At 74.1% G+C, this 24,876-nt stretch carries 5 protein-coding genes; all 5 read left to right on the top strand.

The window, feature by feature from the left end; genetic code table 11:
• Window positions 1-3,135: SDR family NAD(P)-dependent oxidoreductase (locus AR3_RS13720; protein ID WP_157406668.1), on the top strand; the 3,135-nt coding region annotated here is incomplete at its 5' end.
• Window position 3,136: 1 nt separating this feature from the next.
• Entirely contained in the window at window positions 3,137-7,951 is a 4,815-nt protein-coding gene (locus tag AR3_RS13725) for a type I polyketide synthase (protein ID WP_067914065.1), read from the top strand.
• Window positions 7,952-7,974: 23 nt separating this feature from the next.
• Window positions 7,975-11,316, top strand: coding sequence for a non-ribosomal peptide synthetase (locus tag AR3_RS13730; RefSeq protein ID WP_067914066.1), 3,342 nt, complete (start codon window positions 7,975-7,977; stop codon window positions 11,314-11,316).
• A 5-nt stretch (window positions 11,317-11,321) separates the two neighbouring features.
• The gene (locus AR3_RS13735; RefSeq protein ID WP_067914067.1) at window positions 11,322-16,997 is read left to right on the top strand and encodes a type I polyketide synthase; all 5,676 of its coding nucleotides are present in this window, start codon (window positions 11,322-11,324) and stop codon (window positions 16,995-16,997) included.
• Complete coding sequence (locus tag AR3_RS13740; RefSeq protein WP_067914068.1) at window positions 16,994-24,826, top strand: non-ribosomal peptide synthetase; 7,833 nt, start codon at window positions 16,994-16,996, stop codon at window positions 24,824-24,826. Before AR3_RS13735 ends, AR3_RS13740 begins: the two co-directional genes overlap by 4 nt.
• Window positions 24,827-24,876 lie beyond the last annotated feature (50 nt).

Raw genomic sequence — 24,876 nt, forward strand, 5'->3', positions numbered from 1 at the left:
GGCCGCGTCGTGCTGTTCGACGAGGACGGCGAGCGGGTCGGCGAGGTCGGCGGGATCACGCTGCGGCGCCTCGACGGGGCCGGCGCCCCCGATCCGATCGCCGACGCGCTGTTCGACCTGCGCTGGCGGGAGGCGGCCGAACCCGACCGGGCCGACGCCGCGGACGCCGCCCCCGGCTCGTGGCTGCTGTTCGCCGACGCCGGCGGCGTGGCGGACCGGCTGGCGGCGGGGATCGCCGAGCGCGGCGGCGCCTGCGTGACGGTGCGGGCCGGCGACGGCTACCGGCGGCTCGCCGCCGACCGGTACGAGATCGACCCCTCGAGCCGGGACCAGCTCGCGACCCTCCTGGCGGATCTGCGCGCGACGATGCCCGCCTGCGCCGGCGTCGTGCACGCCTGGAGCCTGGACGGAGGACTCCGCGAAGAGACCGACGCGGAGGACGCGCCGCGGGACACCGGCTGCGTCTCGGTCCTCCACCTCGTCCAGGAACTCGCGGCGGGGGACCGCGACGCGCCGCCCCGGCTCGTCATGGTGACCCGCGGCGCCCAGCCCGCGGGCGGCGAGACGGCCCCGCCCGACCCCGAGCAGGCCCAGCTGTGGGGCCTGGCCAGGGTGATCATGCTGGAGCACCGCGAGCTGCGCCCCCTGATCATCGATCTGGACCCCGACGGCGGCGGCGACGAGGAGCCGGCCGCGCTGCTCGACGCGGTGCTGCGGCCCCGGGACGAGGGCCAGCTCGCGCTGCGCGGCGGCAGGCTGCTCGCGCCGCGGCTGGAACGCTGGAGCGCACCGGCCGAGACCGACGTGGAGTGGCCGCGGCGCCCGTTCGACCCTGCCGTGGACGAAAACCACCGCATCCTCGCGACCCGGCCCGGAATCCTGGGCAGCCTGACCCCGACGCTGTGGAAGCGGACGCCGCCCGGCCCGGGCGAGGTGGAGATCGAGGTCGCCGCGGCGGGCCTGAACTTCAACGACGTCCTCAAGGCCATGGACATCTGTCCCGGAGTGCCGCCGGGGATCGTCCCCCTGGGCGGCGAGTGCGCGGGCACCGTGGTCGCCGTCGGCGACGGGGTCGACACCTGCGCCGTCGGGGACCGGGTGATGGCGGTCGCGCCGTCCAGCATGGCCGCCTACGCGACGACCGCGGCGGAGCTGGTGGCGCCCATGCCGCGCGGCCTGAGCGCCGAGGAGGCCGCGGCGACCCCGATCGCGTTCCTCACCGCCGTCTACGGGCTGGAGTACCTGGCGCGCCTGCGCGAGGGCGAGACGGTCCTCATCCACTCGGCGACCGGCGGCGTGGGCCTGGCCGCCCTTCAGGTGGCGCGCCGCAACGGCGCGGAGGTCTACGCGACCGCGGGCACGGAAGAGAAGCGGGAGCTGCTGCGCTCCCTCGGCGTCCGGCACGTGATGGACTCCCGGTCCCTGCGGTTCGCCGACGAGGTGCGGGAGCTGACCGGCGGCCGGGGCGTCGACGTGGTGCTCAACTCGCTCACCGGCGAGGCGCTGGTCCGCGGCGTGGGGCTGCTGGCGCCGGGCGGCCGGTTCGTCGAGATCGGCAAGCAGGACATCTACGCCGGAAGCAACCTCGGCCTGGGGCTCCTGCGGCACGACCGCACCTTCTTCGCCGTCGACCTGGAACGGACCCTCGCCGAGCGGCGCCCGCTGATCGCCGAACTGTTCGCCGAGGTCGTCCGCGGGTTCGACAGCGGCGACTTCACCGCCCTCCCGGTGACCGGCTTCACCTACTCCGAGGCGCCCGACGCCTTCGCGCACATGGCGCAGGCGCGGCACATCGGCAAGGTGGTGCTGCGGCCCACCGGCGAGGAGACCGTCGCGGTGCGCCCCGGCGACGCCCCGGTCCGGAGCTCGGGGACCTACCTGATCACCGGCGGGCTCGGCGCGCTCGGCCTGGAGACCGCCAGGTACCTGGTGGGCGAGGGCGCCCGCCATCTGGTGCTGCTCGGACGCCGCGGCCCCTCGGACGAGGCGCGGCGGACGATCGCCGAGCTCGCCGACCGGGGCGCGCGGATCGAGGTCCGCAACGCCGACGTCGCGTGCCCCGACGACGTCGCCAAGGTCATGAAGGAGATCGACGCCGCGATGCCGCCGCTGGCCGGCGTCGTGCACGCCGCGGGCCTGCTCGACGACGGCCTGCTGCTCCAGCTCGACCGGGACCGGTTCCGCTCGGTGGCGGCGCCGAAGGTCGCCGGCGCCTGGAACCTGCACCGCGCCACCGTCGACCGGGACCTGGACTTCTTCGTCCTCTTCTCCTCCGCGGCGGCGGTGCTCGGCTCCCCGAGCCAGGGCAACTATGCCGCGGCCAACGCCTTCATGGACGCGCTGGCGCAGCTGCGCCGCGGCCGAGGGCTGCCCGCCATGAGCATCAACTGGGGGCCGTGGTCGCAGATCGGACTGGCGGCGACCCCCGACCGGGGCGGGGCGCTGGCGGCCCAGGGCATCGTCAGCCTGTCGCCGGACCAGGGCGTCGCGACCCTGGACCGGCTGCTGCGCGCACCGACGCCCCAGGCGTGCGTGCTGCCGCTGGACCGGGAGAAGCTGCGGGCCGCCGCCGCCGACGGCCTGCTGCCCGCCCTGCTCACCGATCTCGTGGCCCCCTCGCCCGCGCGGGCGTCGGACGCCCCGTCGCAAGGACGGATTCACCGGCGGCTGCTGGCCGTCGAACCCGGCCGTCGCCGCCGGGCCGTCCTCGTCGAGCACTGCCGGACGGTGGCCGCCCAGGTGCTCAAGCTCGACCCGTCGAAGATCGACGAGACGGCGCCGCTGGCGAGCATGGGCTTCGACTCCCTGATGGCGCTCGAGCTGCGCAAGCGGCTGGAGACGACGCTGCACGTCGAGCTGCCCGCCACCATCGCGTGGCGCTTCCCGACCCTCGAGGCGCTGGTCCCCTTCCTCGCCGAGCGCATGCAGATCGCGCTCGAGGCCGAACCGGCCGCCGACGCATCGGAACCCGCCGACGACGGCGTCCGACCGGCCGCCGGGCACGACGGCGCTCCGCCCGACGGCGCCGGGCTCGACGGCGCCGAACTCGACGGCGCCGAACTCGACGACATCCCCGACAGCGACATCGAGGCGCTGCTGCTCGCCAAGATCCAACAGATCGACGAAGGACGTTGACATGGCTTCGCTGCAGACGACGGCGCCGGGCGGAACCGGGACATCGGCGGCCACGCTCAAGCGCGCGTACCAGACGATCGAGCGGATGCAGCGCACGATCGAAGAGCACGAGCGGGCCCGCACCGAGCCCATCGCGATCGTGGGCATCGGATGCCGCTTCCCCGGCGGGATCACCGACGCCGAGACGTACTGGGAGGTCCTCAGCAGCGGCGTCGACGCCGTCCGGGAGATCCCCGCGGACCGGTGGGACGCCGACGAGTTCTCCACCGACCGGCACGGCCAGCCGGGGAAGATGGCCACCCGGTACGGCGGCTTCCTCGACCGCATCGACCACTTCGACTACGACTTCTTCGGGATCGCGCGGCGCGAGGCCCTCCACATGGACCCGCAGCAGCGGCTGACCCTCGAAGTGGTCTGGGAGGCGCTGGAGGACGCGGGGGTGGCCCCGGCGAGCCTCGCGGGCAGCCGGACCGGCGTCTTCATGGGGGTCTGCAGCAGCGACTTCGCGACGCAGACCCTCCGGCGCCCGCTCGACGTCACCGCCTACTCCAGCACGGGCACCGCGCACAGCGTGCTGACCGGCCGCGTCTCGTACGTGCTCGACCTCAAGGGGCCGAGCATGGCGATCGACACCGCCTGCTCCTCCTCCCTGGTCGCGGTGCTGCAGGCGTGCCAGAGCCTGCGGTCGGGGGAGTGCGACCTGGCGCTGAGCGGCGGGGTCAACGTCATCGCCTCACCGCTGCCGAGCATCGCCTTCTCCCAGTTCCCCGGCATGGTGTCGGTGGACGGGCGGTGCAAGACCTTCGACGAGTCCGCCAACGGGTACGTGCGCAGCGAGGGCTGCGGCGTGGTCGTCCTCAAGCGGCTGTCGGACGCCCAGCGGGACGGCGACCGGGTGCTGGCCGTGATCCGCGGGGGAGCGGTGAACCAGGACGGCCGCAGCACCGGGGTCACCGCGCCCAACGGCGACGCGCAGCGCGACGTGCTCCGCCGGGCGCTGCGGGCCGCCGGCGTCGCACCGGACGAGGTCTCCCTCATCGAGGCGCACGGCACCGGGACGCGGCTCGGCGACCCGATCGAGGTCGAGGCGCTGGCCGACGTCTACGGCCGCGAGGAGGGCCCGCCGGTCTACCTCGGCTCGTCGAAGACGAACATCGGGCACGCCGAGGCGGCGGCGGGCGTCGCCGGACTGATCAAGGCGGTGCTCTGCCTGAACCGGGGGGCCATCCCGCCGAACGTCCACTTCACCCGCCTGAACCCGCACCTGTCGTTCGCCGGGACGACCTTCGCCGTGCCGACGGAGCTGACCGAATGGCCGGTGCCGCCCGGCCGGCGCTTCGCGGGCGTGAGCAGCTTCGGCTTCAGCGGCACCAACGCGCACGTGATCCTCGCCGAGGCGCCGGAACGCCCCGAGGCGCCCCCGCCCGACACCCGCCGTCCCCTGTCGGTGCTGGCGCTGTCCGCCAAGAGCGAGACCGCGCTGGTCAACCTCGCGGCCAGGTACCGGGACCTGACCGGCGCCGACGCGGACGCCTCCCCGGCCGACATCTGCTTCTCGGCCGGCACCGGCCGGTCCCACTTCCGGCACCGCCTGGCGGTCGTGGGAGGCACGAACCAGGAGATCTCCGAGGCGCTGGCCGGTTTCGTCAAGGGCGTGCCCGGCGAGGCGGTCGCCGCGGGCGAGGCGGCCGGCGACGGCTCCGTCGTCTTCCTGTTCACCGGGCAGGGCCCGCAGCGCGTCGGCATGGCGCGGAGCCTGTACGAGGCGCAGCCCACGTTCCGCCGGGCGCTCGAGCGGTGCGACGAGCTGATGCGCCCGCTGCTGGAGGTGCCGCTGCTGTCGGTGCTCTACCCCGAGGACCCGGCGTCGACGCTGATCAACGAGACGACCTACGCCCAGCCGGCGATGTTCGCCGTCCAGTACGCCATGGCGGAGATGTGGCGGTCGTGGGGCGTGGAACCGGCCGCGGTGCTCGGCCACAGCTTCGGGGAGTACGTCGCGGCGTGCGCGGCGGGCGCCATGTCGCTGGAGGACGCCGTGACGCTGGTCGTCGAACGCGCCCGGCTGATGAACTCGCTCGCCGACACCGGGGCGATGGCCGCGGTGTTCGCGCCGGAGCTGGACGTCGCGATGGAGATCGCCGACTACGAGGACCGGGTGTCGGTCGCGGCCGTCAACGGTCCGGCGCACACCGTCATCTCCGGCGAACGGGAGATCGTCGACGAGCTCTGCGCCGCCTTCGAACGCGACGGCGTGCAGACCAAGCGGCTGCGCATCACCACCTCGTCGCACTCCCCGCTGATCGAACCCATCCTGGAGCCGCTGCGCCGGGCGGCGGAGAAGGTCGCGTTCCGGCCGCCCCGCGTCCCCCTGATGTCCAATCTCACCGGGCAGCTGTGGCCGTGGGACGAGGCGCCCGACGCCGACTACTGGTGCCGGCACGCCCGGCAGCCGGTGCGGTTCGCCGCCGGGATCGGCGGCCTGCTCGCGATGGGCTACCGCAACTTCGTGGAGATGGGCCCGGCGCCGATCCTGCTCGGCCTGATCGGCGACGGCGTGCCGACCGGCCCGGACACGCGGCTGCTGCCCAGCCTGCGGCCCAAGCACGACGACTGGCGGGTCCTGCTGTCCAGCGTCGCGCGGCTCTACGCGAACGGCGTCGACATCGACTGGAACGGCTTCGACCGCGACTACCGGCGCACCCGGGTGCCGCTCCCCACCTACGCGTTCGACAAGACCCCCTGCTGGCGGGACCTGCGCGTCCACGACGCCGACACGGCGCCCGCCTACGACGGCGACGCCGCCGAGGACGCCGGGCAGGACGACTTCTCCGACGACGACCTGCTGTACGAGGTCGAGTGGCGGCCCGCCGACGCGTCCGCGTCGCCGGAATCGACGCCCGCCGCGCCGTCGACCTGGCTGGTGCTGGCCGACGGCCTCGGCGTCGGCGACGAGCTCGCCGACGAACTCGCGCGGCGCGGGACGCGATGCGTCCGGGTCGTCCCGGGGACGGCATACCACCGCGACGGGCGGGAAGCCCGGGTGCGGCTCGACGGCCCCGACGACCTCGTCCGGCTGGTGAATGAGCTGGAGCTGGGACCGGACGAGCGGCTCCAGGTCGTCCACCTGTGGGGCCTGCGCGACCCGGCGAGCGAACCGGACTCCGTCGGGCAGGCGCTGCGCGAGCAGGAGGACGGCTGCATGAGCGCGGTCCGGGCCGTGCAGGCCCTCGCCGCGGCCAGGAGCACCAAGCCGACCCGGCTGTGGCTGGTGACGGCGGGCGCCGTCCCCGCCGGGCGGTCCGAGGCCGACGGCGCGGACCGCGCGCCCCTCGCCGTCGGGCAGACGACGCTGTGGGGCCTCGGCCGGTCGATTCAGCAGGAGCACGCCGGCCTGTGGGGCGGCCTGATCGACCTGGACCCGGACGAGGAGGCGCGGTCGTCGGCGTCGCGGCTCCTCGACGCGATCGAGCGCCACGACGGCGAGGACCAGATCGCCTTCCGGGACGGGCGGCGCCACGTGGCGCGGCTGGTGCGCACCCGGCTGCCGGACGCGCCGGCCCGCCGCCCCGTCTGGCGGCCGGACGCGGCGTACCTCATCACCGGCGGCCTCGGCGGCCTGGGGCTGGCCGTCGCGCGGTCGATGGCGCGCGCCGGCGCGCGCCGGCTGATCCTCGTCGGGCGCACGCCGGTTCCGCCGCGCGCCGAGTGGGCCGGGCTCGACGCCGACCACCCGATGAAGCCGCGCCTGGCGGCCGTCCGGGAGATCGAGGACCTCGGCGCGACGGTGTTCCTGGAGTCCCTCGACGTGTCCGACGAGGACGCGGTCCGCGCCTTCCTGGACCGCTGGCAGCGGGAGGACCGGCCGCCGATCCGCGGCGTCGTGCACGCGGCGGGGGTCGGCGAGGTCACGCCGCTGCTCGACCTGCGGCCCGCCGACCTGGAGCGGGACCTGCGCCCGAAGGCGATGGGCGCCCGCGTGCTGCACCGGCTGTTCGAGGACCGGCCGCTGGACTTCTTCGTGCTGTTCTCCTCGGCGGGCTCCATCCTCAGCTCGCCGTTCGCGGCCGGCTACGCGGCGGCGAACGCCTACCTGGACGGCCTGGCCTGGGCGCGCCGCGACGCGGGCAAGCCCGCCCTGAGCATCAACTGGGGCATCTGGGCGCAGACCGGCATGGCCGACCGGGAGGACGACATCACGCCCGGCTCCAGCCCCGGCATGGCCGCCCTCGGGCACGGCCAGGCGCTCCGCGTCCTGCACCGCCTGCTGTGGCAGGACGCGCCCCAGATCGCGGTGATGCCCGTCGACTGGTCGCAGTGGGGACGGCGCTACCAGGACGCGTCCGGGTCGGCCCTGGTCGCCGACCTGATCGACGGGGACGGCGCCGCGCCCGCCGCGCCGAAGGCCGCGCGGTCCAGCCGGCTGCCCTCGCGCGAGGAACTGCTCGACCTGCCGGCGGACGAACGGTCCGGCGCGCTGGCCGAACGGCTCGCGCTCGCCGCGGCGGACACGCTGCGCGCCGACCCGTCGTCGGTCGGGCTGGACCGGCCGCTGGTCGAGCTCGGGCTCGACTCCCTGATGGCCGTCGAGCTGAGGAACGAGGTGGAGAACCGGCTCGGCGTCTCGATCCCGATCTCCGTCCTGCTGAAGGAGGCGACCGTGCGGGTCATCGCCGACGAGGTCGTCGAACGCCTGACCGCCGCGGCCGACGACGAGATCCAGCGGGTGGAGCGCGTCGAGGACGTCGCGCAGCGGCTGCTGGACCAGATCGAGGCGCTGCCCGACGCCGAGGACGGATCGAGGGAGCCGGCATGACTCCACCGCGGGAAGGCGCACAAGTGACCGATCTCAGCGAGCGCCTGGCCGCTCTGTCGCCCGAGAAGCGGGCGCTGTTCGAGAAGCTGCTGCGGGAGCAGACCGGGCGGGCGGAGAACACCTTCCCCCTCTCGGTGGCCCAGCAGGGGATCTGGTTCCTCGAGCAACTGCGGCCGGGCAACCCCGCCTACGTCGTGCCCGCCGCCGCGCACATCCGCGGCCCGCTGGACACCCGTGTGCTGCGCGACGCGGTGAACGAGATCGTGCGCAGGCACGAGAGCCTGCGCACGGTCTTCCGGGTGCGCGACGGCAGACCCGAGCAGGTCGTGCTGCCCGAGCAGACGATCGACCTGCCCGAGGTGGACCTGCGGGACGATCCGCCGCGCGGCGCGGACCTCGGCCGTCGGGTCGCCGACGAGCTGCGGGAGCCGTTCGACCTGGCCGCCGGGCCGCTGCTGCGCGTGAAGCTGCTGCGCCTCGGCGCCCAGGAGTGGGTGCTGGGCGTCGTGATGCACCACCTCATCTCCGACGGCTGGTCGGTCGGGGTGCTGCTGTCGGAGCTGTCCGCCCTCTACCAGGCGTTCTCCGAGGGCCGGCCGTCGCCCCTGCCCGCGCTGCGGATCCAGTACGGGGATTTCGCGACCTGGCAGCAGCGGCGGTCGCGTGAGGACGAGCTGCGCGAGGACCTGGCGTACTGGCGCGAGCATCTGTCCGGCGCGCCGCCCCATCTCGCCCTGCCGACCGACCGGCCGCGGCCCGCCGTCCAGGGCTTCAACGGCGGCTCGGTGCCCGTCGAGCTGCCCGCGTCGTTGATGCGCGAGCTCGCCGCGCTCGGCCGCGAGCACGGCGCCACCACCTACATGGTGCTGCTGGCGGTGCTGCAGGTCCTGCTGCACCGCTACAGCGGCCAGGACGACGTGGTGGTCGGGGTGCCGACGGCGAACCGGGAGCGCGCGGAGCTCGAACCGCTGATCGGGTTCTTCGTCAACACCCTGCCGGTCCGGACCGACCTGAGCGGCGACCCGCCGTTCACCGAGGTGCTGGCGCGGGTCCGGGACGCCTGCCTCGGCCTGTACGCCCACCAGGGCGTCCCCTTCGAAAAGATCGTGGAGGAGCTGCGGCCGTCCCGCGATCTGAGCCGGCCGCCGATCTTCCAGGTGTGCCTGTCGTACCAGAGCGACCCGCTGCCCCGGTTCGCCATGGCGGACCTGGAGCTGCGCCGGCTGCCGCTGCGCGCCGAAGGCGCGCGGTTCGACCTGGAGCTGCAGGCGTTCGACGACGACGGCGCCCTCACCGGCTGGTTCGAGTACGACCGCGACCTGTTCGAGGAGTCGACCATCGCCCGGCTGGCCGGTCACCTGCGCCGGCTCGCGGAGCAGGCGGCCGCCCGGCCGCGGACGCCCATCGGCGAGTTCGAGCTGCTGGACGACGCCGAACGGCGGCGCCTCCTGGTCGAGGCCAACGCCACCGAACGGCAGTGGCCCGACGAGGACGGCTGGATCCACCAGTGCGTCGAGCGGCAGGCCCGGCGGACGCCGGACGCGACCGCGGTGGTCTTCGAGGGGCGCGCTCTGTCGTACGCCGAGCTGAACGCCGGGGCCAACCGCCTGGCCCGGCGGCTCAGGCGGCTCGGCGTGGGGCGGGACGTCCTCGTCGGCGTCTGCATGGAGCGCTCCCTGGAACTGGTGACGAGCCTGCTGGCCGTCCTGAAGGCGGGCGGCGCCTACGTGCCGCTGGACCCCGGGTACCCGCAGGCGCGTCTGGAGTACATGCTCAAGGACGCGAACGCCCCGGTCCTGCTCACCCAGCGCCGCCTGGCGGAGCGCCTGCCTGAAGTCGACGCCGAGGTGCTGTGCCTCGACGAACCGCATCCCGAGATCGACGCCGAACCCGGCGACGACCTGGACGTCGAGATCGACGGCGAGGACCTGGCCTACGTCATCTACACCTCGGGCTCCACCGGCGCCCCCAAGGGCGTCATGAACGTCCACGCGGCCATCCGCAACCGGCTGCTGTGGATGCAGGACGCCTACCGGCTGGGCGCCGACGACCGGGTCCTGCAGAAGACCCCGTTCTCCTTCGACGTCTCGGTGTGGGAGTTCTTCTGGCCGCTGATGACCGGGGCGACCCTGGTCGTGGCCCGCCCGGACGGGCACCGGGACGGCCGCTACCTGGTCGAGACCATCCGCGACCAGGGCATCACCACCGTGCACTTCGTCCCGTCGATGCTCCAGGTGTTCCTGAAAGAGCCCGGCGTGGAGGAGTGCACCGGCCTGCGGCGGGTCATCTGCAGCGGCGAGGCCCTGACGCCCGACCTGCAGCGGCGGTTCTTCGCCCGCTCCAAGGCCGAGCTGCACAACCTGTACGGCCCGACCGAGGCGGCGATCGACGTCACCGCCTGGGCCTGCGAACGCGACGGCGACGAGCGGACCGTCCCCATCGGGTTCCCCATCGCCAACACCCAGATCTACGTGCTGGACGAACGGCTGCGGCCCGTCCCCGTCGGCGTCCCGGGCGAGCTGCACATCGGCGGACGCAACCTGGCCCGCGGCTATCTGGGCAAGCCCGAGCTCACCGCGGAGAAGTTCATCGACCATCCGTTCGACGACACCCCGGGTGCGCGGCTGTACAAGACGGGCGACCTGGCGCGCTTCCGCGACGACGGGGCCATCGAGTACCTCGGCCGTCTGGACCACCAGGTCAAGGTGCGCGGCCTGCGCATCGAACTGGGCGAGATCGAGTTCGCCCTGACCCGGCACGACCGGGTGCGCGAGGCGGTCGTGGTGGCGCGCGAGCACGGCGCGGGCGACACGCGGCTGGTGGCGTACCTGACCGCCGACGAGCGGCCGCGGACCGACGAACTGGCCGCCCACCTGCGGGAGCGGCTGCCGGAGTACATGGTGCCGTCCGCCTTCGTCGTCCTGCCGCAGTTCCCGCTGACGCCGAACGGAAAGATCGACCGGGCGGCCCTGCCCGAACCGGAACCCGACCGGGACCGGGTGCGCGCGCCGTTCGTGGCGCCGCGGGACGACCTGGAGCGGTCGATCGCCGCGCTGTGGTGCGAGCTGCTCGGCGTGGACCGGGTCGGCGCGCACGACAACTTCTTCGACCTCGGCGGCCACTCGCTGCTGATGGCCGAGCTGCGGACGCGGCTGGCCGCGCAGCTGTCGCGCGAGGTGTCGATGGTCGAGCTGTTCCAGCACCCGACGGTCGGGGCGCTGGCCGAGTACCTGGAGGGCGGGCCCGGCGCCTCGCGCGACCGGGCGACGCTCGGGGCGCGCGACCGCGCCGAGCGCCGCCGTCAGTCTCTGAACCGGCGCCGGCGGGCGGAGGCCCGCCGGGGGCGCCCGCGGAACGATAGGTGAGGCAGATGGCAGACCAGGCCCTGGATCCGAACCACATCGCGATCATCGGCATGGCCGGGCGGTTCCCCGGAGCGCCCGACGTCGACACCTTCTGGGAGAACCTCGCGCAGGGCCGCGAGTGCATCACCCGCCTGTCCGACGACGAGCTGCGCGCGTCCGGCGTCAGCCCCGCCCTGCTCGGTCGGGACGACTACGTCAAGGCCAAGGGGGTGCTGGAAGGCGGCGACCTGTTCGACGCGGGGTTCTTCGGCTACAGCCCCCGCGAGGCCGAGGTCATGGACCCGCAGCACCGGGTGTTCCTGGAATGCGCGTGGGAGGCCCTGGAGTCGGCCGGATGCGATCCGCACGCCTTCCAAGGGCGCATCGGCGTGTTCGCGGGAGCGAGCCTCAACTCCTACCTGCTGTACAACGTGATGGCGAACAAGGCGGCGTTCGACGCGACCGGCGCGTACCAGACGCTGCTGTCGAGCGACAAGGACTTCCTCGCCACCCGCGTGTCCTACAAGCTCGACCTCAAAGGCCCCGCCGTCACCGTGCAGACGGCCTGCTCGACGTCGCTGACCGCCGTCCACATGGCCTGCCAGAGCCTGCTGTCCGGCGAGTGCGACATCGCCCTCGCCGGCGGCGTCTCGGTCAGCGTGCCGCTGAAGGGCGGCTACGTGTACCAGCAGGGCGGCATCCTGTCGCCGGACGGGCACTGCCGCGCGTTCGACGCCGACGCGGCCGGCACCGTCGCGGGCAACGGGGCGGGCATCGTCGTGCTGCGCCGGCTCACCGACGCCCTGGACGCCGGCGACGCCGTCCGGGCGGTCATCCGCGGCACGGCGATCAACAACGACGGGTCGCTCAAGGCCGGGTACACCGCGCCGAGCGTCGACGGCCAGACCGAAGTGATCGCCGAGGCGCTGGCGGTGGCCGACGTGGACGCCGCCACCGTCGGGTACGTCGAGACCCACGGCACCGGAACCCCCCTCGGCGACCCCATCGAGATCGCGGCGCTGACCCGGGCGTTCCGCGAGCACACGAGCGAGACCGGCTACTGCGCGATCGGGTCGGTCAAGACCAACGTCGGGCACCTCGACGCCGCCGCGGGCGTCACCGCCCTCATCAAGGCGGCCCTCGCGCTGAGCCGCGAGGCCATCCCGCCGTCCCTCAACTTCACGCGGCCGAACCCCCAGCTCGGCCTGGACGACAGCCCGTTCTTCGTCAACACCGAGCTGCGGCCCTGGCCGCGGCGGCCGGACCGCCCGCGCCGCGCCGGGGTGAGCTCGTTCGGCATCGGCGGCACCAACGTGCACGTCGTGCTGGAGGAGGCGCCGTCGCCCGAACCGAGCGGGCCCGGCAAGCCGGTCCGGCTGCTCACGCTGTCCGGCCGGACGCCGCAGGCGCTGGCGGAGAACGCGCGGCGGCTCGCCGACCACCTCGACCGGCACGAGGACGTGGACCTCGGCGACGTCGCCTACACCCTGTCGTGCCGCAGAAGGGCCTTCGAATACCGCCGCACCGTCGTCTGCCGGAACCGGGAGGAGGCCGTGGCGGCGCTGCGCCGGCAGGAGGAACCGGCCGGTCCGGCGGAGGCCGGCACCCCCGCCCCGGTCGCGTTCATGTTCCCCGGGCAGGGCGCGCAGTACGTCGGCATGGCCCGCGACCTGTACCTCCACGAGCCGCTGTTCGCCGCGGAGATCGACCGGTGCGCCGACCTGTTCGCCGAACACCTGGGGGAGGACCTGCGCGCGTTGCTCTTCGCCGAGGACCCGCAGGACGCCGGCGCCGCGGAGCGGCTGCGGCAGACGGCGATCGCCCAGCCCGCGCTGTTCATGGTGGAGTACGCGCTGGCGCGGCTCTGGGAGAGCTGGGGCGTGCGACCGCGGGCGATGGTCGGCCACAGCATCGGCGAGTACGTCGCCGCCTGCCTGGCCGGGGTGTTCTCACTGGAGGACGCGGTGCGCCTCGTGGCGGCCCGCGGACGTCTCGTCCAGGCGATGCCTCCGGGCGCCATGCTCACCGTGCTCCTGCCCGAGAAGGAGGTCCTGGACCTGCTCGGGCCCGAGCTGTCCCTGGCCGCGGTGAACTCGGCGGCGCTCAGCGTGGTGTCCGGCCCCACCGAGGCGATCGAGGATCTGGAACGGCGGCTCGCGGACGCCGGCGTCGCCTGCCGGCGGCTGCACACCTCGCACGCGTTCCACTCGCCGAGCATGCAGGCCGCCGTCGCGCCGTTCGTCGAGGAGGTCCGGCGGGTCACCCTGAACGCCCCCGAGATCCCGTTCTGCTCCAACGTGACCGGGACGTGGATCACCGACGAGCAGGCGACCAGCCCCGAGTACTGGGGCGAGCACCTGCGCCGGACCGTGCGGTTCGGCGACGCCCTCGACGCGCTCCTGGCCGACCCGTCCCTGGTGATGCTGGAGGTCGGGCCGGGCCATGCGCTCGGCGACTTCGTGCGGCGGCACCCGTCGTGCGGCTCCAGGACGGTGCTCGGGTCCCTGCGGCACCCGAAGGAACGGCGGGACGACCGCGAATACCTGTTGAGCGGCCTCGGCGCGCTGTGGCGCGCCGGAGGCACGGTCGACTGGGACGCCTTCTACGCCGATGAGGACCGCCGCGTGCTCGCGCTCCCCGGGTACGCCTTCCAGCGGCAGCGGTACTGGGTGGAGCCGGACGGCTCGGCTCGGGAGCGGGAGCCGCGCCAGGTCGCCGAGGCCGCGTCGATCGACGCGTGGTTCCACACCCCCGGCTGGAGGCGCCTGGCCCCGCACGCGGAGCCGGACGCGCGGGTCGCCGACGCCCTGTGGATCGTGCTCGGCGCCGAGCTGCCCTTCGGGCGGGACCTGGCGCGGCGCCTGGCGGACGAGGGCGCGGACGTCGTCCGGGTGAGCGCCGGCGACGAACTGCGCGAGACCGGCGACCGGTCATGGACGATCGACCCGGCGCACCGCAAGCACTACGCCGCCGTGCTCGAGGCCGTCGCCGACGCCGAGCCGAAGGCCGTCCGCGTCGTGCACCTGTGGAGCCTCGGCTGCGACCCGGCGGACCGGCTGGACGAGGAGCGGCTCGCCCTGGGCCGCCGGCTGGGGTTCGACACCCTCCTCGCGCTGGCCCAGGGCATCGGCGACGCGGCTCCGCGGGCCCCGATCGCGATCGACGTGCTGTGCCGCGGCCTGCACGCCGTCACCGGCGAGGAGGCCCTGCAGCCGGAGAACGCGCCCCTGCTCGGCGTCTGCACGGTGATCCCGCAGGAGGTCCCGGACGTCACCTGCCGCACCCTGGACGTGACCGGCGTCGCCCCCGCCGACCCCGGGGACGACGCGCTGCGCGCGGTGCTGGCCGTCCTCGGCCGCGACACCGAGGAACGCGAGCTGGCGTTGCGAGGCCGGCACTGGTGGGTCCGCGACTTCGACGCCGTGCGGCTGGGGCCGGACACGGCCGACCGGACGAGGCTGCGGGACGGCGGCGTCTACCTCATCACCGGCGGCCTGGGCGGCGTCGGCCTCGCGCTCGCCGAGCACATCGCGCGCAGCGTCGCCGAGCCCGTGCTCGGCCTCATCGGCCGGTCTCCGTTCCCCGCCGAGGACGCCTGGTCGCAGTGGCTCGCCGAGCACGGCGAGGAGGACCCCGCCAGCGGGCGGATCCTCCGGCTGCGGCGGCTGCGGGAGCTGGGCGCCCGGGTCGTCGTCCTCCAGGCGGACGTCACCGACGAAGAGCAGATGGCGCGCGCGGTGGGAGAGCTGCGCGCCCGACACGGCGCGATCAACGGCGTCGTGCACGCGGCCGGGCTGCCCTCGCGCGGAATGATCGCGGGCAAGTCCCGGGAGGACGCCGACGAGGTCATGGCGGCCAAGACGCGCGGCACGCTGGTGCTCGACCGGGTCCTGGACGACGACTACGACTTCCTGCTGCTGTGCTCGTCCCTGACCTCGGTGCTGGGCGGCCCCGGCCAGAGCGACTACTGCGCCGCCAACGCCTTCCTCGACGCGTTCGCGCAGTGGAAACGGCACCGCGCCGGGGCGCCGGTGGCGGCGGTCGCCTGGGACACCTGGCGGGGCGTCGGCATGGCCGCGGACCTGGCCGCGCTCGTCGGCGGCGGGCCCGCCGGCGAGCCGACCGGCCACCCGCTGCTGCGCCTGGTCCGGACGGAGGGGGAGACGCGCACCTACGCCGCCTCCCTCGGCACGGACCACTGGATCCTCGACGACCACCGGATCATGGGACGCGGCCTCGTCCCCGGCACGACCTACCTGGAGCTGGCCCGCGCGGCGGTGGCCGAGCAGGCCGGCGGCCGCATGATCGAACTGCGGGACGTGGTGTTCGCGCTCCCCCTCATCGTCGCGGACGGGCAGACCCGCGACGTCTACGTCACGGTCGGCCCGCGCGACGGCGAGCTGCACTTCACGGTGCGCAGCCGGTCCGGCATGGGAGCGGACGCGGTCTGGCAGGAGCACGCGAGCGGCCGGATCTGCTTCCACGACGCCGACGGCGAACTCGGCACCCCGATCATGCGCGACCTGGACGAGCTTGCGCGCGAATGCGACGCCGAGGTCATCGAGACCGAGGAGGAGATCAAGCGCCGGTTCAAGCTGGACCTGGTGGAAAAGGGCGGGCGCATCGAGTTCGCGTTCGGCCCGCGCTGGCGCTGCCTGCGCCGCATCCGGGTCGGCGAGGGCCGGCTGCTGGTCACGCTCCGGCTCGACGACGCCTTCCTCGGCGACCTCGACGGCTACGCCCTGCACCCGGCGCTGCTGGACGTGGCCGGCGCGTCCGCCCGCATCCACGCCCGCGACGTCTACTACCTGCCGTTCACCTACCGGCGGCTGCAGGTCTGGTCGGGCCTGACCGGCACGATCCACTGCCACGTCAGGCTGGTGGAGTCCCCGGACTCCTCGGGGGAGACCCTGACCTGCGACACCGACATCTTCGACCCGGACGGCCGCCTGCTGGCCCGGATCGTCGGCTTCACCATCAAGCGGATCAACGACGTCGACGGGCTGGTCGCGCAGGTCGAGCGGGCCTCGGCGCAGGCGGACGGCGGCGGCGAGGCGGATGGGACGCCCGCCGGCGTGCTGCGGACGCTCGGCGAGGGGATGAGCGAACAGGAGGGCGTGGCGGCGTTCGCCCGCATCCTCGCCGCCCCGGAGGTGCCCCGGCAGCTCGTCGTCACCCGCCGGGACCTGACGGCGCTGCGGCGCCTCGCCCGGTCGATCACCCCGGCGCTGCTGGCCAGCGAGGCCGAGCAGATCGCGCCGCCCGCCGTCGCCCACCCGCGCCCCGACCTCGCCACGCCGTACGTCGCCCCGGCCACGGAGGAGGAGCGGGCCGTCGCCGCGATCTGGCAGGAGGTCCTCGGCGTCGACCGGGTCGGCGTCGACGACGACTTCTTCGAGCTCGGCGGCCACTCCCTGGCCGCCGTCCAGATCGGCGCGAAGATCCGCGGCCGCTTCGGCGTCGACCTGGAGATGCGGGACTTCTTCGACCGGCCGACCGTGGCCGGCACCGTCGCCGCGCTGACCGCGGCGACGGCGGGCGGGCGCGCGCGGACCGAGGACGCCATCCCGGCCCTCGCCCGGGACGAACCCGGCGACGACCCGGATCTGGACCGGCTCGACGAACTGTCCGACGAGGAAGTGGAAGCGAGGCTCCGGGAGCTGCTCGCTGAAGAGACCGAGGAGCGGGGAGAAACCGCATGAGCATCACCGACCTGGGGCGTCTTTCGGCGGAGGAGAAGCGCGCCCTGCTGGCCGAGCGCCTGCGCGAGCGCAAGAAGCGGCGACGCAGGTTCCCCGCGTCGTTCGCGCAGCAGCGCATGTGGTTCCTGGAACAGCTGACGCCCGGCAACGCGGCCTACAACATCCCCGGGGCGATGCGGGTCCGCGGCCCGCTCGACCTGGACGTGTGGCGGCGCTGCCTGGCCGAGCTCGCCCGGCGCCACGAGACCCTGCGCACCACGTTCGAAGAGGTCGACGGGGAGCCGATGCAGGTGGTGGCCGAGCGCGGCGAGCCGGAGTTCACCGTCGTCGAGTGCGGCCACCTGCGCGGCCCCGAAGGCGAGCGGGAGATCCAGGCCCTCGCCCGCGAGGAGTTCACCCGCCCGTTCGACCTCACCCGCGGCCCGCTGCTGCGGGTGAAGTTCCTGCGGTTCGCCCCGGACGACCACATCATGCTGCTGACGATGCACCACATCGTCGGGGACCTGTGGTCGACGTCCGTCGCCTTCAATGAGGTCGCGTCGCTGTACGGAGCCTTCGCCGCCGGCAAGGACTCTCCGCTGCCGCCCCTGCCGATCCAGTACGCCGACTACGCGGCGTGGCAGCGCGGACGGCTGGAAGGCGATGCCCTGGCGGGCGACCTGGAGTACTGGAAGCAGGCGCTGCGGGGCGCCCCGCCCGTGCTGGAGCTGCCCACCGACCGTCCCCGTCCCGCCGTGCAGAGCACCCGGGGAGGATCGCGTCCCTTCCGGCTGTCCGCCGAGGTGATGGACGCGGTACGCGACCTGAGCCGGCAGGAGGGCGCCACCTCCTTCATGACCCTGCTGGCGGCGTACCTCGTGCTGCTGCACCGCTACACCCGCGAAGAGGAGATCGTCGTCGGGGTGCCGGTCGCGGGCCGGCAGCGGCCCGAGATCGAGCGGCTGATCGGGCTGTTCGTCAACATGCTCCCGCTGCGGACGGACCTGTCGGGCGCCCCGACCTTCCGGGAGCTGGTCTCCCGGGTGCGTCAGACGTGCCTGGGCGCCTTCGCGCACCAGGAGCTGCCGTTCGAACGGCTGGTGGAGGAGCTGCAGCCGCGGCGGGACCTGTCGCGCTCGCCGATCTTCCAGGTCTGCTTCATCTACCAGAACATCCCCATCCCCGAGTTCGACGAGGTGGGGCTGCGGATGGAGCCGGTCGAGGTGGAGAGCTCCACCGCCCGCTTCGACCTGACCCTCGAGGTCTTCGACCGGCCCGACGGGCTGAGCGGGTCGTTCGAATACAACAGCGACCTGTTCGACGCCGACACCGTCGAGCGCATGTCGCGGCACCTGGAGCTGCTGGTCGGCGCCCTCGTCGCCGACCCCGACCGCCCCGTCACCGAAGTCCCGATGCTCACCGGGCAGGAGGAGCGGCGGCTCCGCCACGAGTGGAACGCCACGGACCGCACGTGGCCCGACCGCCTGCTCACGCACCAGAGGTTCGAGCGGCAGGCCGCGCGGACACCGGACGCGGAGGCGCTGCGCTTCGCGGACGAGGCGCTCACCTACGGCGAGCTGAACCGGCGGGCGAACCGGCTCGCGCGCCGGCTGAAGAGCCTCGGCGTCGGCCGGGACGTGCTGGTGGGCATCTGCATGGAACGCTCACCGGAGATGGTGGTCGCCCTTCTCGCGGTACTGAAGGCCGGCGGGGCGTACGTGCCGCTGGACCCGGGCTTCCCGGCCGACCGCATCGCGTTCATGCTGGAGGACTCCCGGCTGCCGGTGCTGCTGACGCAGCGGTCCGTCCGGGACCGCCTGCCCGCGACCCCGGAACGCACGCTCTGCCTGGACGAACCGCAGGACGACCTCGCCGCCGAGCCCGGCGACGACCTCGACACCGACCTCGGCGAGGAGGTGGACCCCGGCGACCTCGCCTACGTCATCTACACCTCCGGTTCGACCGGGCGCCCGAAGGGCGTGCAGATCCCGCACCGCGCGCTGGACAACTTCCTGCGGGCGATGAAGGAGCGCCCGGGCATCGACGCGGGCGACACCCTGCTCGCCGTCACCACCCTGTCGTTCGACATCGCGATGCTGGAGCTGCTGCTGCCGCTGGTGGAGGGCGCCCGGGTGGTTCTGGCGTCCCGCGAGGTCGCCGCCGACGGCGTGCGCCTGGCGCGGGCGCTGAGCACGTCCGGGGCCACGATGATGCAGGCCACGCCGTCCACGTGGCGCATGCTGCTCGACGCCGGCTGGCGGGACGGCGCGGGCCTGCGGGCCCTGGCCGGAGGCGAGGCGCTGCCGGACGACCTGGCCCGGCGGCTGCTGGCCACCGGCGTGGACCTGTGGAACATGTACGGGCCCACCGAGACCACCATCTGGTCGTCGGTCGCCCATGTCGGCGAGGGGCCCGTCACGCTCGGCGAGCCGATCGCCAACACCCGGCTGTACGTCCTCGACCCCGCGGGCGGGCTCGTCCCGCCGGGGGTGCCCGGCGAACTGTGCATCGGCGGCGCCGGACTGGCCCGGGGGTACCTGGACCGGCCCGAGCTCACCGCCGAACGGTTCGTCCCGGACCCGTTCGGCGGCGGCGACGGCCGCCTGTACCGGACCGGCGACCTGGTGCGCCGCCGCGCCGACGGCGCCCTGGAGTTCCTCGGCCGCCTGGACCACCAGGTGAAGCTGCGCGGCTTCCGGATCGAACTCGGCGAGATCGAGTCGGTGCTGGCCCAGCAGGACGTCGTCGAGCAGTCGGTCGCGATCGTCCGCGAGGACGCGCCCGGCGACCAGCGGCTGGTGGCCTACGTCGTGCCCGCCGCGGACGCCCCCGACGACGGCGAGCAGCCGGACGACCCGTCCGCGCGGCACGACCGGTACCGCCGGGCGCTGCGCGAGGCGCTGGCCGAGAAGCTCCCCGGCTACATGGTGCCGTCGTCCTTCGTGTTCCTCGACGCGCTCCCCCTCACCCCGAACGGCAAGATCGACCGCAAGGCGCTGCCCGCGCCCGGCGCCGACGCGACCCGGAAGGCCCGCGTCGCGCCGCGCGACGAGGCGGAAGAGCGGCTGTGCGCGCTGTTCGCACAGGTGCTGGGCGTGCCCGAGGTCGGGATCGACGACGACTTCTTCGAACTCGGCGGGCACTCCCTGCTGGCCACCCGCCTGATCGCGCAGATCCGCACGGCGTTCGGCGTGGAACTGCAGGTGCGCGCCCTGTTCGAGGCGCCCACCGTCAGCGGCCTGGCCGCGCGGCTGCGGCGGGCCGCGCCCGCACGGCCCCCGCTGCGGCCTGTGGAGCGGCGGCCGGACGTCCTGCCCCCGTCGTTCGCCCAGCGGCGTCTGTGGTTCCTGCACCGCCTGGAAGGGCCCTCACCCACGTACAACATGCCGGTGGCGCTGCGGCTGTCCGGACGCCTGGACGTCGAGGCGCTGCAGGCCGCGCTGCTGGACGTCGTGACCCGGCACGAGGCGCTGCGGACCGTCTTCCCCGAGCGGGACGGCATGCCGTACCAGCATGTGCTCGCCCCGGAAGACGCCTGCCCGAAGCTGGTGGCGACCCCCGTCGCGGAGGACGCCGTGGAGGAGGCGGTGGCCGCCGCGGCCCGGCACGAGTTCGACCTGGCCACGCAGGCGCCCACGCACGCCCGGCTGTTCGCCCTCGGACCCGACGAGCACGTGCTGGTCGTGGTGGTGCACCACATCGCCGCCGACGACTGGTCCATGGCGCCGCTGGCACGCGACCTCGCCGTCGCCTACGCCGCCCGCCGCGACGGCCGTAGCCCGGACTGGAAGCCGCTGCCCGTGCAGTACGCCGACTACACCCTGTGGCAGCGGGACCTGCTCGGCGACCCGGACGACCCCGACAGCCTGTGGTCCGGCCAGCTCTCCTACTGGCGGCAGGCCCTCGACGGGCTCCCGGAACGGATCGCCCTGCCCACCGACCGCCCGCACCCGCCACGGGCGTCGTTCGAAGGAAGCACCCTCGCCTTCGCCTGGGACGCCGAGCTGCATCAAGGACTGGCCCGCCTGGCCCGCGCCTGCGACGCGAGCCCGTTCATGGTCGTCCAGGCCGCCCTGGCCGCGCTGTTCACCCGGCTCGGCGCGGGCGAGGACATCCCCCTCGGCGCCGCCATCGCCGGACGCACCGACCAGGCCGCGGAGGACCTCGTCGGCCTGTTCGTCAACACTCTGGTCATCCGCGTGGACACCTCCGGCCGGCCCTCCTTCCGGCAGCTCGTCGACCGCGTCCGGGAGACCAGCCTCGACGCCTACGCCCACCAGGACGTCCCGTTCGAGTACGTGGTGGACGCGCTGAACCCCAGCCGTTCGCTCGCCCACCACCCGCTCGTCCAGGTCATGCTCGCCTGGCAGAACACCCCCGACGCGGTGCTGGACCTGCCCGGCCTGACCGTCCGGCCGCTGCCGGTCGCCACCGGCACCGCGCGCATGGACCTGGCCGTGTCGCTGGTCGAGCGCCGCGGCCCGCAGGGCGCGCCGGACGGGATCGAGGGGACGGTCGAGTTCAACACCGACGTCTTCGACGCCGGGACCGTCGCGACCGTCCTGGAGCGCCTGCGGCGCCTGCTGCGGGCGGTGATCGACGACCCGGACCGGTCCGTCGGCGAGATCGACCTGCTCGACCCCGACGAGCGGCACCGGATCGTGACGGAGTGGAACGACACGGCCCACGAGGTGCCCGAGGCGACGCTGGCGCGGCTGTTCGCCGCGCAGGCGGCGCGGACCCCCGACGAGGTCGCGGTGGTCTGCGGTCGGCGCGAGCTGACCTACGCCGAGCTGGACGCCGCGTCCGACCGTCTGGCGCGGCGCCTGGCGGACCTGGGCGTCGGCGCGGGCGACGCGGTGGCGATGCTGCTGGAGCGCTCGGCCGAGCTGATCGTGGCGATCCTCGCGGTGGTCAAGGCCGGCGGCGTGTACGTGCCGCTGGACGCCCGGTTCCCGCTGTCGCGCATGGAGATGATCCTCGAGGAGACGGGCGCGTCGGTGCTGCTGGTGGACGGCACAGCCGCCGAGCACCCGGCCGGCGCGGAGCTGACCGTCCTCGACGCGGGCGCGGAGATCTCCTACGAGGGCGGGCGCGTCGACGTCCCCGAGCCGGCGGTCGCCCCCGACGACCTGGTCTACGTGATGTACACCTCCGGTTCGACCGGCAGGCCCAAGGGCGTCGCCGTCACACACCGCAACGTGGTCGCCCTGGCCTTCGACCGGTGCTGGCAGGGAGGCGACCACGCCCGGGTGCTGCTGCACTCTCCGACCGCGTTCGACGCCTCGACCTACGAGATGTGGGTGCCGCTGCTGTCGGGCGGACGGGTGGTCGTGGCCCCGCCCGGCGACTTCTCGCCCGAGACGCTGGAACGGACGATCAACGACCACGGCGTCACCGCGCTGTTCCTGACGACCGCCCTGTTCAACCTCGTCGTCGAGCAGCGCCCCGGCGCGCTCGCGCGGGTCAAGCAGGTGTGGACCGGCGGAGAGGCCGTCAACCCCGCCGCCTTCGCCCGGGCCATGGAGACGTGCCCGGACACCGCGATGGTGCACGTCTACGGCCCGACCGAGACCACGACGTTCGCCACCTTCCACCGCGCCTCGCCGCCGGTGCGCGGCACCGTGCCGATCGGCCGGCCGATGGACAACACCCGGGTGTACGTCCTCGACGAGGCGACGCGGCAGCCGGTCCCGGTCGGCGTCCCCGGCGAGCTGTACATCGGCGGCCTCGGCGTCGCCCGGGGCTACCTGGGACGTCCGGAGCTGACCGAGCAGCGGTTCGTGCCCGATCCGTACGGTCCGCCGGGCGCGCGGATGTACCGCACCGGGGACCTGGTGCGCTGGCGCCCGGACGGCACCCTGGAGTTCCTCGGCCGCAACGACGACCAGGTCAAGATCCGCGGCTTCCGCATCGAGCCGGGCGAGATCGAGGCGGCCCTGGCCGCGCACCCGGCGGTGGCGCAGGCCGCGGTGACGGTCCGCGAGGAGCGCCCCGGCGACAAGCGCCTGGTCGGATACCTCGTCCCCGCGGGACCCGACGGCGTCGACCCGGTCGAGGTGCGCGGATACCTCGCCGAACGGCTGCCGCAGTTCATGGTCCCGGCGGCCCTGGTGGTCATGGACGCGCTGCCGCTGAACGCGAACGGGAAGCTGGACCGGCGGGCGCTGCCGGCCCCCGACTACGGGGCCGCCGCCGGATCGGACGCGCCGCGCACCCCGCTCGAGGAACTGCTGTGCGAGGTGTTCGCCGACGTTCTCGGGGTCGAACGGGTGGGGGTGCACGACAACTTCTTCGAACTCGGCGGGCACTCGCTCATGGCGACGCAGCTGGTGTCGCGGCTCCGGTCGGTCCACGGCCTGCCGGTGCCGCTCCGGGAGCTGTTCGACCAGCCGACCGTCGCCGCGCTGGCGGAGCGGATCGGCGCGCGGACGGCGCGGGACGCGTCCGCCGGCGCCATCCCGGCCGCGGACCGGGGCGACGACGCCCCGCTGTCCTTCGCGCAGGAGTGGCTGTGCGCGGACCATCCCGTCCCGGCCGAGGACCCGTACCACAACGTCCTCACGGCGGTGGTGCTCAGGGGCCGGCTCGACGTGGACGCGCTGCGGCGCAGCCTCGACGACATCGTGCGGCGGCACGAGGCGCTGCGCGCCCGCGTCGCCGAGCGCTCCTCGGGGTGGGTGCAGACGACCGCCGCCGACGCGTCATGGCCGCTGGAGGTCGTCGACCTGCGGGCGCACGACGAGGACGCCCGCGGCGCCGAGCTGCGCCGGCTGATCGAGACCGAGGAGCGCCGGGGCTTCCGCGTCGGCGACGAACCCCTGATCCGGGGATTCGTCGTCCTGTTGAGCGCGGACGAGAGCGTGCTGATCTGGGTGATCCACCATCTCGTCACCGACAACTGGTCGTACGGGGTGCTCGTGCGCGACCTGCGCGAGCTGTACGAGGCGCACGTGCTGGGACGCGAACCCGACCTGCCCGCGCTGCCGATCCAGTACCCGGACTACGCCGTCTGGCAACGGCGGCAGCTGGCCGCGGGCGCGCTCGACGAGAACCTGGAGTACTGGCGGCGGCGGCTGGCCGGCCTGCCGCCCAAGCCGGACTTCGACGCGCCCGAGCACCAGACCGCCCCCGCACCCTCCGGATGCACCCAGGGGTTTGTGCTCGGCTCGGCGGCGGCGAAGGGCCTCGGCGAGATCGCCCAGGACGAGAACGCGACCCTGTTCATGGTGCTGATGGCGGCCTTCCACGTGCTGCTGTCCGCCTACTCCGGCGACGACGTCACCGTGACCTTCCCGGTGGCCGGACGGGAGCGGCCCGAGACCGAGCAGATGATCGGCTTCTTCGTCAACCACCTGCTCGTCCGGTCGGACCTGTCGGGCGACCCGACCTTCCGCGAGCTGGTCCGGCAGGTCCGGGAGGCGACGCTCGGCGCCTACGCCCACCAGGACGTGCCGGTCTGGTCGCTGAAGGAGGCCCGGGAGGAGGGGCGCGACCCGTTCGCGATCTCCTTCAACCTCCTCAACGCGGACGTCCCCGCACTCGACCTGCACGGCCTGTCCGCCGCGCCGCTCGACATGAAGATCGGCGACGACTACGTGTTCTCCGAGGTCGTCATCAATCTGGACGCGTCCGCCGTGGACCTCGCGCTGATCATGCGCGAGGACGGCGAGGAGCTGCGGGGCATGTGGCTCCACTCGCCGGAGCGGTTCGACGCCCGGGTGATCGCGGTCATGATGCGCCAGTGGCCCACCGTCATCGACCTCGTGACGGCCGACCCCGATCGGACGGTGGCGGAGATCCGCCGCAGGGTGCTGGAGATGCCGCTCGGCGACGACGCCCGCATCTGACCGGCGGGGGCGGGCGCCGCCCGGGCATCCGCGGCGGATCACCGACGAGC

Source organism: Actinomadura rubrobrunea NBRC 15275 (genome assembly GCF_001552235.1).
Lineage (GTDB): Bacteria > Actinomycetota > Actinomycetes > Streptosporangiales > Streptosporangiaceae > Spirillospora > Spirillospora viridilutea.

What these genes read in the sequence shown, in the direction of transcription:
- AR3_RS13725 (WP_067914065.1), top strand. Translation starts at nt 3,137, where the DNA reads ATGGCTTCGCTGCAGACGACGGCGCCGGGCGGAACCGGGACATCGGCG.
- AR3_RS13735 (WP_067914067.1), top strand. Translation starts at nt 11,322, where the DNA reads ATGGCAGACCAGGCCCTGGATCCGAACCACATCGCGATCATCGGCATG.
- AR3_RS13740 (WP_067914068.1), top strand. Translation starts at nt 16,994, where the DNA reads ATGAGCATCACCGACCTGGGGCGTCTTTCGGCGGAGGAGAAGCGCGCC.